Source organism: Lysinibacillus halotolerans, assembly GCF_003711845.1.
GTDB lineage: Bacteria > Bacillota > Bacilli > Bacillales_A > Planococcaceae > Ureibacillus > Ureibacillus halotolerans.
In genome coordinates this window covers 1-15,998 of the sequence record NZ_RHLQ01000058.1, presented here as the reverse complement: position 1 = coordinate 15,998, position 15,998 = coordinate 1, and the positions used below count along the sequence as shown (strand labels likewise).

Genomic DNA, 15,998 nt, shown 5'->3' with positions numbered 1-15,998 from the left:
TTCTTCTCCAAAGAAATCACCTCTATACGCTCCTAACTCTATGAAGTTAGGATTATTTTCATATAAAAGTGGCTCACTTTTCAACTGCGATGGTGGCTCAGTTTTAGCTTATCAAATACACCCGGCATTTGAATATCTAAAAAAGCCGTATTAAAAGATATGTTTTTTAAATCTGAAATTAAAGTATAAGCATCTGTATAAGCGCCGATTATTTCAACCCCAATATCTGCTAGCCGTTTTTTCATAAGTTCAATTGAAAGCGGCTCATCATCTGCTATAATAGCGCGAATCATCTTGTTCTCACCCCGATTTTTTCTATATATTTCTTATTTTAAGAGAAAAGAAAGAATTTTGTAAGATGTAACAGCTAGAATATGAAGATATTGTAATAAAAGTAGGGGGAACGATATGGATAGGGTCTATTTACATCCTATTGAATTGATTGGTGATGAAGTAGAAGCAGATAGATGGAAATATTTAGCCTTACATCATGAACTAACAGAGTTGCCAAATAGACAAATGCTTTATATGTCGATTGAAGCTTATATGCAAATGGCCCAAGAAAGTAAAACAAATCTTGCAGTCGTATTTGTTGATTTAAATAAGTTTAAAAAAATTAATGATATATTCGGACATTTTGTAGGGGATGCCATTTTAAAAGATGTTGCAGCACGTCTTTTGACATTATCGAACAATGGGATACATGCTTTTCATTTTAGTGGAGATGAATTTGTTCTTATTATTGAACAAGCAGATTATTTAGATGAAAAGATCAAACAATTAATAGAAGTATTTGACACCCCTTTTTCTGTTGAAAATAATCAATTACATTTAGGCGCAAGTATAGGAATAAGCTTGTTTCCGGAACATAGTCAAAATGCCAATGAATTAATTGAGTATGCAGATCGTGCAATGTATAGAGCGAAGTCAAAATCCACAATAGAAAAAATGTATAGTCTTTACGATGGCAAATAAAAGAATGGAAACTATTCAATATAGTAATTTTGTAAGAGTTTTGTAAGGACTTTAGTCGGCCAACGTAATGACCGGCATATTGGAAACGGTTATCTTTACTGTTACAATATGTTGAGATGAGTAACGAAAATAAAGTTTTTTCTAGCAAAATATCGATATGAATGATAGATATTTATCATGAATCGAAATTGTTGAATAGAATCTATCGATTGACAGTTTTTCTTTTAAATGGGAAGTAACTTATTGTATTGGAGTAAATAAACGAATGAAAAGTAAGAAAAAATGGCTGATAATCCTTAGTTTTATCATACTTTTAACAAGTTTTCGATTAGCTTGGTTGTTTTATTATAACGATCCGGATCGACCAAAGGCTGAGGATGGTGTTTTAGATATAAGATCAGCCGATTTAATGAGTGAAGTAATGCCAGTAAACGGAGAATGGGCTTTTTATCCAGATAAGTTTGTAAATCCAAATCAACTTTCAGATGAAGGAGATGCTACACCAATCCGTGTACCATCGGATTGGAGAAGTGTCGACCAAAATGAACAGGAAAGTTCGTTTGGACATGGAACATATCATTTGCGAATCATTACTAATCCTAATGATTCAAATATGTATCGGCTTCGGTTTATGGGAATTAGTACTGCATCTCGAGTTTATATAAATGGTGAAGAAGTGGGTGAACTCGGAAAAGTAGGTGCGAATAAAGCTACCTCTGAGCCTAATGAAATGCCATTTTCAGTTAACGCTCAACCAGCTGCGGGTAAAATTGATATCGTAATACAAGTCTCTAATTTTGATCATATAAAACGGGGAGGAATTGGACGTACCATTTATTTTGGTGGAGTTAATGCAGTTGAAGCCCATGAGCATTTTAGTATGGGGTTACAATTGATTGGCTTTGCGGTTCTGTTTTTCCACGGAATTTATATTTTAGTTCTTTATTTATTTGTTTTTAAACAAAAAAAGCTACTTTTATTTGCTGGTGCAGTGTTCAGCATGGCCGTTTCTATCATATTCGATGATGATCAACTCATTCGTGTAATTTGGCCAGAAATTGGTTTTGAAGAAAGAATAAAACTTACTCTTTTATTTTATGCTTCGGCTTACATATTAAGTGTATTTTATTTAAAAACTCTTGTGAAGGATCAGTTTAATCGAACATTTAAATTATTTAGTGCAGTTTCTATTTTTTACATAATCGCTATAGTTTGCTTAGACTATAATGAGTTTAATTACATTTTATCGCCTATTTATTCGATATTAATGCTTACACCGGCCGTTTTAATTCCATTAATTTTCAATAAAAAAATCTCTATTAAGACACCATATTCTATTTATTTAGTATTTACAGCGATTGCCATTTCATCTAGTACGTTTTGGGGTTCTATTAAAGGTCGAGTATTAGAAATAGGTATTCCTTTTTATCCATTTGACTTACTAATTGCTGTCGTGTGCTTTGCATTGTACTGGTTTAAAACTTTTTATCACACATCCGAGGAAAGAAAAGAACTCAATGAAAAACTCCAACGGGATGATAAACGAAAAGACGATTTCTTAGTGAATACGTCTCATGAACTTCGAAATCCGTTACATGCGATGATGAACATCGCTCAATCATTATTACGGGAACCGTTGCCAGAAGATACAAAAGAACGGGTAAGAATGATGGAATCCGTTGCACGAAACATGTCTCATACGTTAAATGACCTAACGGATCTTTCTACCCTTAGGGAAGGGAAAGTTCATTTAACTCTACAGCCTGTCCATTTGCACGGGATTGTCGAATATGTTTTTAACTTGCCAAAAGAAGGAAGACCTGTTGAATTGATTAATGATATTCCATCTTCTTTCCCAACTGTAAAGGCGGATGAAAACAGAACGATTCAAATTGTCTTTAATCTTGTTCAAAATGCATTAAAGTTTACGGAAGATGGCTTAATTGCCGTATCAGCAGAAGAGAAAGATGGTAAGGCGATTATTACGATAAAAGATACAGGAATTGGAATGGATGAGGAATTGCAAAAACGGATCTTCCAACCGTATGAACAGGCGGATTCAAGCATTACTTCTTCAAGGGGAGGACTTGGGCTTGGTTTAAGCATTTGTGCCCAGTTAGTCGAGTTACATGGAGGAGAAATATTTGTTACATCTTCTCCTGGAGTAGGTTCTTCCTTTTCGTTCTCCTTACCAATTAGTCATGAACAAGGTGAGCGTCAAATTATCTTTAATGAAGGAATACCTGATATAGTTCAAGAGCACCAAGATGCTCTGGAAAGTGATGTTCATGTGTTACTAGTAGATGATGACCCAGTCAACTTAAAGGTTGTCAGTAGCATATTAGAGAAGGAAGGTTATTCCGTCAAGGCATGCCTTGGTGCAGAAGAAGCGTTACAACAGCTATATAGCGAAAAATGGAGTATTGTAGTATCGGATGTCATGATGCCAAAAATGTCTGGATACGAATTGACTTCAAGAATAAGGAAAGTTTTTTCTATGTTAGAATTGCCCGTATTACTTTTAACTGCTAGAAGTCGTGTAGAAGACATACAAGCTGGTTTCCAAGCGGGGGCAAATGATTATGTGAAGAAGCCGGTTGAACAGGCAGAACTACTTGCTAGAGTATCATCTCTAATTCAGCTGAAAACATCCTTATATAAACAGACACAGACGGAAGCGGCTCTGCTCCAAGCTCAAATACAGCCCCATTTCTTGTTTAATACACTAAATGCCATTATTGCTTTAAGTGAGATTGATCCTGATAAAATGAGTACGCTGTTATATGAGTTTGGAAACTATTTGCAAAAAAGTTTTGATGCAGGTAATTTACAGGATGCTATTTTCATTGAAAATGAATTAGAACTGGTGAAATCTTATCTATTTATTGAACAGCAACGCTTTGGTAGCCGTTTATCTGTTCATTGGAATGTAGATAGTGAATGCCTACATGCAAAAGTTCCGCCCCTTTCCATTCAAACGTTAGTTGAAAATGCAGTCCGTCATGGCATGTCAGAACATCAACCAGTATTAACAGTAAGTATTTCCATTGTGAAAAAAGATGACAATGTGGAAGTTAAAATAGTAGATGATGGGAAAGGTGTTCATTCCCATGTGTTGGAGAAAAAGTTATCGAATTCAAATAAAGGTCTTGGTTTAACGAATACAAATAAACGTCTTATCCATTTAAGTGGTAAAGGATTGATTATTGAAAGTGTTCCAGGATGTGGTACGACTGTAACATTTAACGTAGCAGTCCCTTATAAAAGTTTAGAAGAAGTAACAAAATAAATTTTTTCACTTGAGGGGAGGGGTGCTCTATTGTGAGCTCTCCTATGACCCTCCATAATATATTGGTAAATTATTCAATAAAAGTAACTAAAAGTTAACATTGAAAAATATGTAGAAAAGGAATGTAAATACAATGACAACAGTTACATCTGTATTTAATGAAAGAGAAGTACGTCCATTTTTTGAGATGGTTAAAGCGTCTATTCACCGTTCACGTCAACCATTTACAATTCTTTTATTAAAAATTCATGAAAAACTTGATGCGCGTACCTATGAAGCGATTCGTGATTTTCTTGCAAATGAAATTCGTTTAACGGATGTCCTATTTCAAGTAGATCAGCAAAATACTTGGGGACTTTTGTTAACTCAAAGTGGTGCCAATGAAGCTTCCGCCCTACTTAATCGATTAGAGTCCCGTAAACCAAATATTAGTGAACCTTTCACGGCCTGTATGATTGAAATTCGAAATGAATCAGCGGAATTTAACGAAATAGTGGAAAAGGGGTTGGAAGCTGTTCAACTGCCTGGTGTACATCGAGTACGTGATTTTGAAGAGAGAAAAATAGAACAAATTAAAGTAAGTATTCTTGAAGAAAATTCGATGTTCAGAAAAGTTCTTGCTACGACAATTAAATCTATACATCTTGATGGAATGAAACTGGATCTTCAAGTTTTTGAGGATGGTCAAGCCTTTTTAGAATCGGATTGGATTAAATCAGCCCATATGCACATCGTTATTTTAAATGATATTTTGCCAAGGCGGAACGGACTCGATATTTTACATACGCTTCGACAAATGCCAAATCAACAAAAATTCATCGTCTTTATGATGACGAGTAATCAATCAGAAGAAGAAATGATTCGTTCCTATGAGAAAGGTGTAGATGGATTTTTCATAAAACCAATTAATATTCGTTTATTTGAAGCGCAAATAAAACGAACTTGTAAGGGGTTATGGAGATGAACGACGCAATAATCACTGTTTTTTGGTTAATCGTTGTTTGCATCATTAGTTTCATTCTATTAAGCTTGCATCTTCTTTGGAAAAAAAGCCAAGAAGAGCATCGTAGAACGACTATAGATCACTATAAAAACAAAACAGAATCAGCTTGGTATGACTACTTCATTAATGATGGTGAACTTATTGAATCTTTTATACCAAAGCAACGAGAGGAAATCATAGGGTATGAGGAATTGGCAAATGTATATGTTACTAGTTTGACTGCAACTCATACAGCTGAGAAGTTACATTATATTGCCACTCAATATTTACATGATTACTATAAAAAATTATTGAACAGTTCTCGGAGAAGTAACCGTTTAAACGCTTTATCACGAATAGAGGATTACGGAAATATAGAGGTGCTAAAGGAGTGTAAATGGGTTCAGAAGGAGGAAAAGGAGAAGGAAGAGTGTATTTTACTCCTCTCTATTTACTCCAAATATGATGAATCGACTTTTAAACAGCTACTCTTTCAGTATCAATCGATTCTAACAGAATTTGATTGCCGAATATTGTTTAATCACCTTTCTTTTTCCGTTTTAACTTCTTTTTTTGCTCATTTTAATGAATTCGAATCCCATTTAAAATATGCCCTAATTGACACGGTATCGAACAAGCATACATTTGAGGCTATTCCATATCTTTTAGAGCTAGTTCATGATGATGATAAAGAAATACGTATCCGTGTAGCAAAGGCAATTTATGATTTGGGCATTGAGGAAGAAGCATTTTGTGTAGAGCTATCTGAATCAGAGACTTGGGAAGAAAGGTTAATGGCAGCCAAATTGGCTCGATATGTGAAATTTAGCAAAAGCAAACCTATCCTTTTCCGTTTATTGGAGGACATGGAGTGGCGAGTAAGGGTACAGGCAGCTCAAACGATTGCCCGACATAATGAAGGAAGAGCTTCCCTTGAAACATACATAATGACAGCTACTGATAATTATGCCATTGAAGCCGCTCAAGAAGTTCTAAGAAAAGAAGGTGATTGGTCATGGATTGGATAATCGATGGGATTATGTTGTTCTTTGGTAAATTTATAATTGTCTACAGTGTAATTGCCATTGGAATTTATGTAATCATGCTTTTTTTAGCAATACGTCATTTAAGAAAACAATATTTAATGAAAAAAATGGTGATCGATGAAGAGTATTTAGATTCCTTTCAAACAAAGCCGGTTTCTATTCTTGTACCGGCATTTAATGAAGAAATAGGAATTATTAATAGCATACATTCCTTATTATCCCTTCGTTATCCGGATAAAGAGATTATCGTTATTAACGATGGTTCAACAGATAGAACAAAGGAAATAGTAATCGATTATTTCCAAATGAAGCCGGTTGAAAAAGTATACCGTCCCCATATTTCTACGAAAAGGATTATAAATATTTATCAATCAACGATACATCCATCTTTATGGCTGATAGATAAAGAAAATGGTGGTAAAGCGGATGCGTTAAATGCCGGAATGAATGTATCAAGATTCCCCTATTTCTGTTCAGTAGATGGTGATTCAATACTTGAGCCAACAGCCTTACAAAGAGTAATGAAGCCAATTTTACAATCAGGCGGCAAAGTAATTGCTGCAGGAGGAAACATTCGAGTTGCCAATGGTACTGATATATCAATGGGTGCCATTAGGAAAACGATAATTTCGAACAGGCCACTTGTTGTCATGCAAATTGTAGAGTATTTAAGGGCATTTTTAATGGGACGTATTGCATTTAGCCGTTTCAATATGATGTTAATTATTTCCGGGGCATTTAGTGTTTTTTCAAAGGAATGGGCAATAAAAGTAGGCGGATATTCGGTCGATACGATCGGTGAAGATATGGAGATTATCGTTAAGTTACATCGTCTCATTCGCGAAGGGAAGGCAGATAAACGAATAGAATTTGTTGCGGAGCCAGTTTGTTGGACAGAAGTTCCTCAAACAGTTGGTATGTTGAGAAATCAACGTAGAAGATGGCATCAAGGGTTGATTGAAAGTTTATGGAAGCATAAGTCCATGACTTTCAATCCGAAATATGGTTCCCTCGGGTTCGTTTCTTTCCCTTATTTTTGGGTAATTGAATGTTTTGGACCGGTGATTGAGTTAGGTGGTTATATATATGTCATCGTTGCTTTATTGATGGGTAATACATATTCAGAATTCGCCATCTTATCGATTCTATTATTTATATTGTATGGATCCATCTTATCTATGATGACTCTCATCTTAGAAGCGTGGAGTATGAATCGGTATCCAACACTTCGAGAGTTAATGCACATATCCTCTGTAGCTTTAACTGAACTTGTTTGGTATCGTCCATTAACATTATTTTGGAGATGTGAAGGAATTATTCGTTTTATGATTCGAAGACACGACTGGGGAAGTATGGAGCGAGTTGGTATTTCAGAAAAGGAGTCTAGACAGCAATGAAAAGAGTATATATTGGCATAGCTGTTTTTTTAGTTCTACTTATTGCACCGGTTGCAATCTGGTTTTTAGATAAGGGAAATGAGCTCTCTGTCGCGATCATCGATAAAACCGTTGCCAAAACCGATTACAGGGAACATGAAGGCATAACGTGGCTACTAAATTATGAAAAGTTTAAGAAAGAAAATTCTAGTTATGCGGAATCGGAGGACTATTACGGATATTCTCCGGAAAAAGAGGAATCTGCTCGTGCTTTACCTGATGATTATCATGATTACGATGTTATTTATTTAGCCGATACATACGGGGTTTATGATGAGGATTTTAACGATACAAAAGAAATTCATGGATCAAAATCAGATAAAGTTTACGGAGGACTTGAGATGGAAGAATGGGAGACCATTGCCCAACGTTTAACTTCCGATGAAAAAAGTGTATTGATCGCAGAATATAATACTTTTGCTTCACCTACAAATGCTGAAGTAAGAGGAGCCGTTACCTATTATTTAGGTTTAGAATGGGACGGATGGACAGGCAGATACTTCTCTGATTTAAGTCTTTCGGGGATGGAAATGCCCCAATGGGTGAAAGAGGAATATAGTGAAAACTGGCCATATAAAGGTGCTGGCTTTTTATTAGTAAATGACATAACGAACCAAGTAGAAGTACTTGAGTTAGATAAACACGTGTCAGAAGAAGGAATTCGGTTAACGTTTACTGAACAAGGAAAGGAACAGTTTGACCTTTCAGAAAGTCCAGAGTACCAATATTGGTTTGATATTGTTACACCGAAAAACGGAGCTGTTTCATTAGCAAACTACGACTGGTCTTTAACTGATGAAGGGAAGAAAAAGCTAAAGGAGCTTGGTATTCCAGAGGAGTTTGCGGCTATAGTAGAACGTTCCTATGATCAATCGAAAAGCTACTATTTTGCTGGTGATTACAACGACGTAAAAGGTTTACCACCTTTCTATCAAATGAGAGGATTAGCATCTATTTATAAACTTTTAAAACAAAACGATGAATCTGCATTTTACTGGTCTGTTTATGTTCCGGTGATGGAAGAGATACTGAATCGTTTTGAAGAAATGGAATCCGCTGTATCGAAAAAGGACAATCTTCAATATACATCCAGAATTAATGAAAATAGTTTAGAAGTAAAAGTCGATGGCAAGTGGCAACCCGTTACTATTAAAGGGGTTAACTTAGGAATGGGGAAACCAGGTGCAAGCCCTGGAGAAGCCGCGATTAAAGAAGAGGAATATTATCGTTGGTTTGAATCGATTGCCGATATGAATGCGAATATGATTCGTGTTTATACGATTCATCCGCCAGGCTTTTACAATGCGTTAAAACGATTTAATGAAGCTAGTGATAAAAAATTATATGTTTTACACGGCGCTTGGATTAATGAAGAGGAAGAAGAAAATGGTTTGAAAAAATCATTAGATGCCTATGAGGAGGAAAATTTAGCAGACTTCCAACATGAAATGAAAACGATAGTAGACGTTGTTCATGGTAATGCTGTTCTTGAGAAAAGACCAGGGCATGCATCCGGTGTTTACCAAGCAGACGTATCAGAGTACATCGCCGGCTGGTTGATAGGGATTGAGTGGTACCCTAAAATGGTTCAAGGAACAAATGATCAGCATGTGGATATTGGGGAATATGATGGCAAATTTTTCTATACTGAAGAAGCATCCCCCTTTGAGCATTGGATAGCCGAACAAATGGATTATATATTAAATTATGAATTTGAAACGTATAATTGGATTAGACCAATGAGCTTCACCAATTGGATAACAACCGATCTACTTGAACATCCATATGAGCCAAGTGAAGAAGAGGATATGGTAAGTGTTAATCCAAATGTTATTTATACAAAAGGGGAAGCGGAACAAACAGGTCAATTTGCTTCATATCATGTATACCCATATTATCCTGACTTTTTAAATTATGATGAAAGATTATTAAATTTTGTGGATCATAGAGGCAATAAAAACAGTTATGCCGGTTATTTAGCAGATCTTCATGCTGCCCATCGTCTACCGGTTTTAATTGCTGAATTTGGTGTTCCTTCTTCCCGTGGCTTAACCCATGAAAATCCATACGGGTGGAATCAAGGATTTTTAAATGAACAACAACAGGGCAAAATATTAAAAAGTTTGTTTGAAGATATTATGGCTGAAAATTTAATGGGTGGATTATTATTTACTTGGCAGGATGAATGGTTTAAGCGTACATGGAATACTGTTGATTATGATAATCCGGACCGTCGTCCATATTGGTCAAATGTACAAACGAGTGAGCAAAATTATGGTTTACTTAGCTTCGATCGATTAAAAATTAAGGTTGACGGTGATGTAAGTGATTGGGATACAAAAGCCCTTTATGATGGAGAGACAACTTTTACCGTTGATTATGATGAACGCTATTTGTATATAAAATTAGAAGGTCAAAATTTAAAAGATAACACTCCACATATTTTATTTGATGTCGTAGGAAATCAAGGGAATACGAAGGTGGAACAATGGCCAAGTCTATCGATTCAGAACGGTGTTGATTTCATGGCAACCGTTAGTCGAAATCAACAGGAATCTCGTATGAAAATTGACCCTTATTACGATTTATATACTTATATGTATGGAAAGCAAGGATTGAATTTATTAGATCCGGCTCCTTCGATACCAGTAAAAAATAGTGGTACATTCCAACCAATCGAATATATGCTAAATAGAGGTCTGGAAATTCCGAAGACTGGAGACATTATTCCGGTAAGTTCCTATGAAACGGGGAAACTTCGAGAAGGAAATGGCAATCCTGAATCAAGAGATTATGATTCTTTAGCAGACTATATGTGGAATGGAGATAAGTTAGAAATACGTATTCCATGGCTACTGCTTCAATCCAAAGACCCGAGTCAAAGAGAGTTTATCGGGGACTTACAGAAGGATGGAGGGCAAGCAACAGTTAAAGTCGAAAATATTTCCCTTGGTGTCGTATTTGAAAAAGATGGAAAAGTAACGGGCAGTATACCAGAAATGTCCGGAAATGAATTATCTCTTTTACCTTATACTTGGGATACTTGGAACGAACCTCGATATAGTGAACGATTGAAAAAATCGTATTATATTATGAAAGATGCATTCGGAAAAGTAGAATAAAATACTTAACCAAAAGTAAAGGATTAGTCTCTTTTAAATGGGGGGACTAATTCTTTTTTTATTAATTTTTAGTTTTTTTAAAAATTAAAAAATATTCAATATATAATGTTTTTTGACTTTAGAGTACATTTTTTATCTTTTGTAAAGTGCCATTAAACCCGTTAGAAATCCTTGTTTCTCTAAGTGTAATAATTTATATCGGAAATGAATAAAAATGCTACTCTTTACTTATTTATTTCTATCCTGTTATAATTTTTAATGTTGTGTGTAAATTTATCTCTTAGTAAAACTCCAAAAGTTGTTTTGAAAAAGCAATTTTTCGCCTTTTATCCCTTTTTTTAAAGAGAGATTGCTCACTTTTAGATAGATTGAAAGAAATATTTTAAAGCATTTTAATTTTAGGTGAATTCTGTTTGACACCTTTGTAAAAATGAATTGAACAACTATAAAATTCTTTTTTAAGAATTTTTAATTGGTAGTAACGAATGAAGGAGGGAAATGTATGGATTGGTTTGGTAGTCTATTAGGCGATGTAAACAATTTTTTATATTCTAGGTTATTAATTATTTTATTAGTAGGAGCAGGATTATTTTTCACGTTTAAAACAAAGTTTATTCAGTTCCGTTTAATTCCGGATATGTTTAAATTACTTACAGAAAAATCCCCAAAGGATAAGTCAGGTAAAAGAGGTGTTTCTTCTTTCCAAGCGTTTACTATCTCTGCAGCTTCTCGTATTGGGACGGGGAACATAGCCGGGGTAGCGACGGCGGTTGCTCTTGGTGGTCCTGGAGCTGTATTTTGGATGTGGATGATCGCTTTAATTGGTGGGGCATCTGCTTTAATTGAAAGTACGTTAGCCCAAGTTTATAAAGTAAAAGACGGCAGTATGTATCGTGGTGGCCCTGCCTACTATATGGAAAAGGGTTTGAAAAAACGGTGGATGGGTGTTCTTTTTGCCATCGTTATTACACTAACTTATGGTTTTGTGTTTAATGCAGTACAAGCGAATACGATTACGATTGCTTTTGAAGAGAGTTTTGGTTTGAATCGTGTTGTAGTAGGTATCATACTATCTATTTTAACGGCTGTAATTGTATTCGGTGGGTTAAAGCGTATAGTAAGTGTAACTCAAATAATTGTACCAGTTATGGCGGTTGCGTATATCGGCATTGCTTTACTTGTTGTCATTTTAAATATTACTGAAATACCGAACGTATTTTTGCTTATTTTTAAATCAGCCTTTGGATTTGAAGAGGCCTTTGCTGGAGTTATAGGGGCGGCTGTATTGCAAGGGGTTAAACGTGGTTTGTTCTCCAATGAAGCAGGTATAGGTTCTGCACCAAATGCCGCCGCAACTGCAGCTGTTTCTCACCCTGTAAAACAAGGGTTAATTCAAACATTAGGTGTATTTATTGATACAATAATCGTTTGTACTTCAACCGCTGCGATCGTATTACTTAGTGATGCATATTTAAGATCAGATGCTGAGTCTGTAAATTTAACACAAATTTCATTAGTGAGTAATTTAGGAGATTGGGCAGGAATCTTTTTAGCGATAGCTGTTTTACTATTTGCATATAGTACGGTTATTGGGAACTACTATTATGGTGAAACAAATATCGGCTTCATTAAAGAATCAAAATTAGTACTACAAGTATTCCGAGTTTTAGTAGTAGGATTTGTTATGTTTGGATCTATAGCTAAAGTACAGGTCGTTTGGGATTTAGCAGATCTGTTTATGGCTGTTATGGCGGTAATCAACTTAATTGCCATTCTATTATTGTGGAAAGTGGCTAAACCGGTCATTAACGACTATTTAGCACAACGGAAAAAAGGTAAAGATCCAGTCTTTTACAAAAAAAATGTACCGAACATTGGGGACGTTGAATGTTGGGGAGACGAAGAAGAAAATCGTTAAATATATTTATTGGAAACCTGATGATCCTATAAAGATTGTCAGGTTTTCTTATATAAATACTGTACATTTTTCGTGTAAAATGATAATTTATAACAATTATTGAGAAACTAATCAAGTATACATTCATTAAGAAATTGATAATAGGTAATGTTTCATTTGTTATCGGGGAAAATATTTTTGTATGATCCCTTTAACGAATGGGATAATGAAAAAGGAGATTGGTTTATGACAAACAACGATTTATTAATACGATTACGTTATGCATTAGATATTAAAAATACCGATATGGTGGAAATGTTCAAATTAGGTGGTTTTGATGTTACGAAAGAAGAACTATTAAAAATATTAACAAAGCCAAAACAAACGGAAGATGGAGAAATTGATTTAACGCCGACGGATGAATTTACACCTTGTACGTACGAAATGTTAGAAGCATTTTTAAATGGCTTCGTAACGTTTAAACGAGGGAAACAAGAAGTAAAGCCAGGACAAGAAAAGCCGGTAGTACAAGTTTCCAGTAAAAAAGATACACCTAATAACTTATTATTAAAGAAAGTAAAAGTAGCCTTAAGTTTAACGACTGAGGATATGATTGAGATTTTTTATGAAGCAGGCTTGAATGTATCGAAAGGTGAACTTGGTGCTATTTTAAGAAAAGCTGATCATCGAAACTATAAAGAGTGTGGAGACAATTTCACACGAAACTTCTTAAAAGGATTAACTTTCAAATATCGCGGATAAAATTTAAAACGCATAACTGCAATATTAGCAGTCATGCGTTTCTTTAAAAAAGATACTTTATATACTTAAGCAATTGGACCTTTTTTTCGTTTTTTTGCTATATCGGCAGTGGCAGTAAATAACACGTCAGAAGATGAGTTAAGGGCTGTTTCACAAGAGTCTTGTAAAACACTAATAATGAAACCTACCGCAACCACCTGCATCGCAATATCGTTTGAAATTCCTAATAAACTACAAGCAAGTGGAATTAATAATAGGGATCCACCAGCAACACCCGATGCACCAGCTGCTGAAACGGCAGATAAAAACATTAGTATAGTGGCTGTCCATATATCCACTTCAATTCCTAGTGTATTGGCAGCTGCTAATGTTAATACTGAGATTGTAACAGAGGCGCCTGCCATATTTATAGTTGCGCCTAACGGGATTGAGACGGAATACGTATCTTCATCCAACCCCAATTTTTTACATAAAGTTAAATTAACTGGAATGTTCGCTGCGGAACTTCGAGTAAAGAATGCTGTAATCGCACTTTCTTTTAAAGTTTTTAATACGAGTGGATATGGATTTTTACGGGTAAAGACAAATGTAATGATAGGGTTGACTATGAGCGCTACAAAGAACATACAGCCCAATAACAATATAAGTAGTTGTCCATATTCTTTCAAAGCTGAAAGACCGTTTTTAGAAATGGCATCAAAGACTAGACCCATAATTCCAAAGGGTGCTAGATCAATAACCCACTTAACTATTTTCGTAATAGCATCGGAAAAATTCCCTATCATTGTTTTTGTAGAATCGGCTGCATTCTTTAATGCAAAGCCAAGGACAATTGCCCACGTTAAAATTCCAAGATAATTCGCATTTACAATCGCGTCAATAGGGTTACTTATAAGATTAAAAAGTAAAGTTCGAATAACTTCTAATACACCTTCTGGAGGTGATATTTCTTCAGCACCAGTTGTAAGCTTCAAAGTAACGGGAAACAGGAAGCTTGCGATAACACCAACGGCCCCAGCAGAAAGCGTACCAATTGCATAAAGACCTAAAATGGATTTCATATTCGTTTTTTTGCCGCTTTTATGGCTAGAAATAGCATGCATGACTAAAATAAGAACTAAAATTGGTGCAACGGCTTTTAACGCCCCAACAAATAGGGAACCCAAAATAGAAATCCAACTTGCAGCTTCAGGAATTGTTAATGCTAAAATTACTCCGATAATAATACCGATAATGATTCGTACAACAAGGCTAATTTGATTCCACATATGTATCATGTTTTTCATGTTTTCCTCCAAGTTGTTAGTAATATTGTTAGTAGAATGGACAAATGTACTTCTCTAATGAACACTTTATTTAAAAATTAGTTTATCATGGTTATGTCCATAAAGGAATAAGTAATTATTTCATAATTATATAATTAGAAAAATAGAATCCAAGAAATCTAGTTATATAAACTTCTAAGTGAAGGAAAGGTTTTTAGATTATTTTTAATAATATAGTATTCCGGTAGATTATTAATTGTTTTAAAGGAGTTGTTTTACCAATAGGAATTTTGGGAAAAGGTAAAAAGAAGTAACGATATGGAAGGGGCATTGAAATGTTACAATATATAAGAAAAGGTACAGGTGAAGTTTTAGTATTGGTCCACGGTTTTTTAGGTGCAAAGGAGATATTTCAAGATGTAATCGAAGATCTTTCTTCCCATTATGATGTCATTGCTGTAGATTTACCGGGACATGGTTCGAGTAAACTCGAAAAAGACCGTTATACGGTATATGATTATGCACAAGCAGTTACAGAAGTGCTACAACATGAAGGAGTAACGGAAGCAACTTGGCTCGGTCATTCTTTAGGCGGTTACATTGTATTAGCAGCCCTTGAAGGAAAAGTTGCTCCGATAAAACGGGCTATTTTAGCCTACTCATACCATGGTGCTGATAATGAGGAACAAAAGGAAAAACGAACGAAACAACAGCAACAAATTCCTTTAATAGGGGTAGAACCTTTTGTTGATCAATTAATTGGGGCATTTTTTAGTAATAATGCAAAAGAAGAGCAAATTCAATTTGCTCGGCAAATTGGTTACCGTGCATCTGAAGAAGGTTTAATTGTCGCCCTTGAAGCGATGAAGTCCCGACCTAATCAACAAAACTTTGTTGACAATACAACAATGCCGATATTAGTCATTGAAGGATCAGAAGATGGCATTGTACAACCAATTCAAACAAAGAATGAAAACGTGGAAAAAGTCATAACGAAAACCGGTCATCTCGGTATGTTAGAAGACCCGAAAAGCTTTACCGAGGCTGTTAAATAATTTATGTAAATAAATAAGCAATCTCTTCCGTGAAAGGGAAGAGATTGCTTTATTAATTCTTTTAAAACCACGTGCTCTGCACGTGTGAAAATATACTTTTAGAGTGGTAATGGAGATGGAATTAAAAACTCCTCTCGATATAATGAAAATGGCCGTCAAACCAAATTCA

At 35.1% G+C, this 15,998-nt stretch carries 11 protein-coding genes; 9 read left to right on the top strand and 2 right to left on the bottom strand.

The window, feature by feature from the left end; translation table 11 throughout:
* Positions 1–80: 80 nt before the first annotated feature.
* On the bottom strand, positions 81–293 hold the full coding sequence (locus EC501_RS16370) for a response regulator (RefSeq protein ID WP_122973420.1): 213 nt from the start codon (positions 291–293) through the stop codon (positions 81–83).
* 115 nt (positions 294–408) lie between these two features.
* Here EC501_RS16370 and EC501_RS16365 point away from each other — a divergent pair, with 115 nt between their 5' ends.
* The 8 genes from EC501_RS16365 to EC501_RS16330 all read left to right on the top strand — a co-directional run bounded on the left by EC501_RS16365 (position 409) and on the right by EC501_RS16330 (position 13,509).
* On the top strand, positions 409–975 hold the full coding sequence (locus tag EC501_RS16365) for a GGDEF domain-containing protein (protein WP_122973419.1): 567 nt from the start codon (positions 409–411) through the stop codon (positions 973–975).
* 265 nt (positions 976–1,240) lie between these two features.
* On the top strand, positions 1,241–4,264 hold the full coding sequence (locus EC501_RS16360) for a hybrid sensor histidine kinase/response regulator (protein WP_122973418.1): 3,024 nt from the start codon (positions 1,241–1,243) through the stop codon (positions 4,262–4,264).
* Between the two features lie 133 nt (positions 4,265–4,397).
* Positions 4,398–5,228 (top strand): response regulator, encoded by an 831-nt coding sequence (locus EC501_RS16355; protein ID WP_122973417.1) that lies wholly within the window; start codon positions 4,398–4,400, stop codon positions 5,226–5,228.
* The gene (locus tag EC501_RS16350; RefSeq protein ID WP_122973416.1) at positions 5,225–6,274 is read left to right on the top strand and encodes a HEAT repeat domain-containing protein; all 1,050 of its coding nucleotides are present in this window, start codon (positions 5,225–5,227) and stop codon (positions 6,272–6,274) included. Before EC501_RS16355 ends, EC501_RS16350 begins: the two co-directional genes overlap by 4 nt.
* Positions 6,262–7,689 carry a glycosyltransferase family 2 protein gene (locus tag EC501_RS16345; protein ID WP_122973415.1) on the top strand — a complete coding sequence of 476 codons (1,428 nt, stop codon included), beginning with the start codon at positions 6,262–6,264 and terminating at the stop codon, positions 7,687–7,689. The genes EC501_RS16350 and EC501_RS16345 overlap by 13 nt, the downstream gene beginning before the upstream one ends.
* Complete coding sequence (locus tag EC501_RS16340) at positions 7,686–10,850, top strand: hypothetical protein (RefSeq protein WP_122973414.1); 3,165 nt, start codon at positions 7,686–7,688, stop codon at positions 10,848–10,850. Before EC501_RS16345 ends, EC501_RS16340 begins: the two co-directional genes overlap by 4 nt.
* 502 nt (positions 10,851–11,352) lie before the next feature.
* A complete protein-coding gene (locus tag EC501_RS16335; protein ID WP_122973413.1) occupies positions 11,353–12,768 on the top strand; it encodes an alanine/glycine:cation symporter family protein in 1,416 nt (471 codons plus the stop codon).
* 225 nt (positions 12,769–12,993) lie between these two features.
* A complete protein-coding gene (locus tag EC501_RS16330) occupies positions 12,994–13,509 on the top strand; it encodes a YehS family protein (RefSeq protein ID WP_122973412.1) in 516 nt (171 codons plus the stop codon).
* A gap of 65 nt (positions 13,510–13,574) precedes the next feature.
* Here the strand turns inward: EC501_RS16330 and sstT are convergent, their stop codons facing one another.
* On the bottom strand, positions 13,575–14,795 hold the full coding sequence (sstT, locus tag EC501_RS16325) for a serine/threonine transporter SstT (protein ID WP_122973411.1): 1,221 nt from the start codon (positions 14,793–14,795) through the stop codon (positions 13,575–13,577).
* A gap of 314 nt (positions 14,796–15,109) precedes the next feature.
* Between sstT and EC501_RS16320 the strand changes: the two genes are divergently transcribed.
* On the top strand, positions 15,110–15,829 hold the full coding sequence (locus EC501_RS16320; RefSeq protein ID WP_122973410.1) for an alpha/beta fold hydrolase: 720 nt from the start codon (positions 15,110–15,112) through the stop codon (positions 15,827–15,829).
* Positions 15,830–15,998 lie beyond the last annotated feature (169 nt).

Bases quoted from the DNA above. Each gene is read 5' to 3' on its own strand.
- EC501_RS16350 (WP_122973416.1), top strand. From the start codon at position 5,225: ATGAACGACGCAATAATCACTGTTTTTTGGTTAATCGTTGTTTGCATC.
- sstT (WP_122973411.1), bottom strand. From the start codon at position 14,795: ATGAAAAACATGATACATATGTGGAATCAAATTAGCCTTGTTGTACGA.
- EC501_RS16330 (WP_122973412.1), top strand. From the start codon at position 12,994: ATGACAAACAACGATTTATTAATACGATTACGTTATGCATTAGATATT.
- EC501_RS16340 (WP_122973414.1), top strand. From the start codon at position 7,686: ATGAAAAGAGTATATATTGGCATAGCTGTTTTTTTAGTTCTACTTATT.
- EC501_RS16335 (WP_122973413.1), top strand. From the start codon at position 11,353: ATGGATTGGTTTGGTAGTCTATTAGGCGATGTAAACAATTTTTTATAT.
- EC501_RS16355 (WP_122973417.1), top strand. From the start codon at position 4,398: ATGACAACAGTTACATCTGTATTTAATGAAAGAGAAGTACGTCCATTT.
- EC501_RS16370 (WP_122973420.1), bottom strand. From the start codon at position 293: ATGATTCGCGCTATTATAGCAGATGATGAGCCGCTTTCAATTGAACTT.
- EC501_RS16360 (WP_122973418.1), top strand. From the start codon at position 1,241: ATGAAAAGTAAGAAAAAATGGCTGATAATCCTTAGTTTTATCATACTT.
- EC501_RS16345 (WP_122973415.1), top strand. From the start codon at position 6,262: ATGGATTGGATAATCGATGGGATTATGTTGTTCTTTGGTAAATTTATA.
- EC501_RS16365 (WP_122973419.1), top strand. From the start codon at position 409: ATGGATAGGGTCTATTTACATCCTATTGAATTGATTGGTGATGAAGTA.
- EC501_RS16320 (WP_122973410.1), top strand. From the start codon at position 15,110: ATGTTACAATATATAAGAAAAGGTACAGGTGAAGTTTTAGTATTGGTC.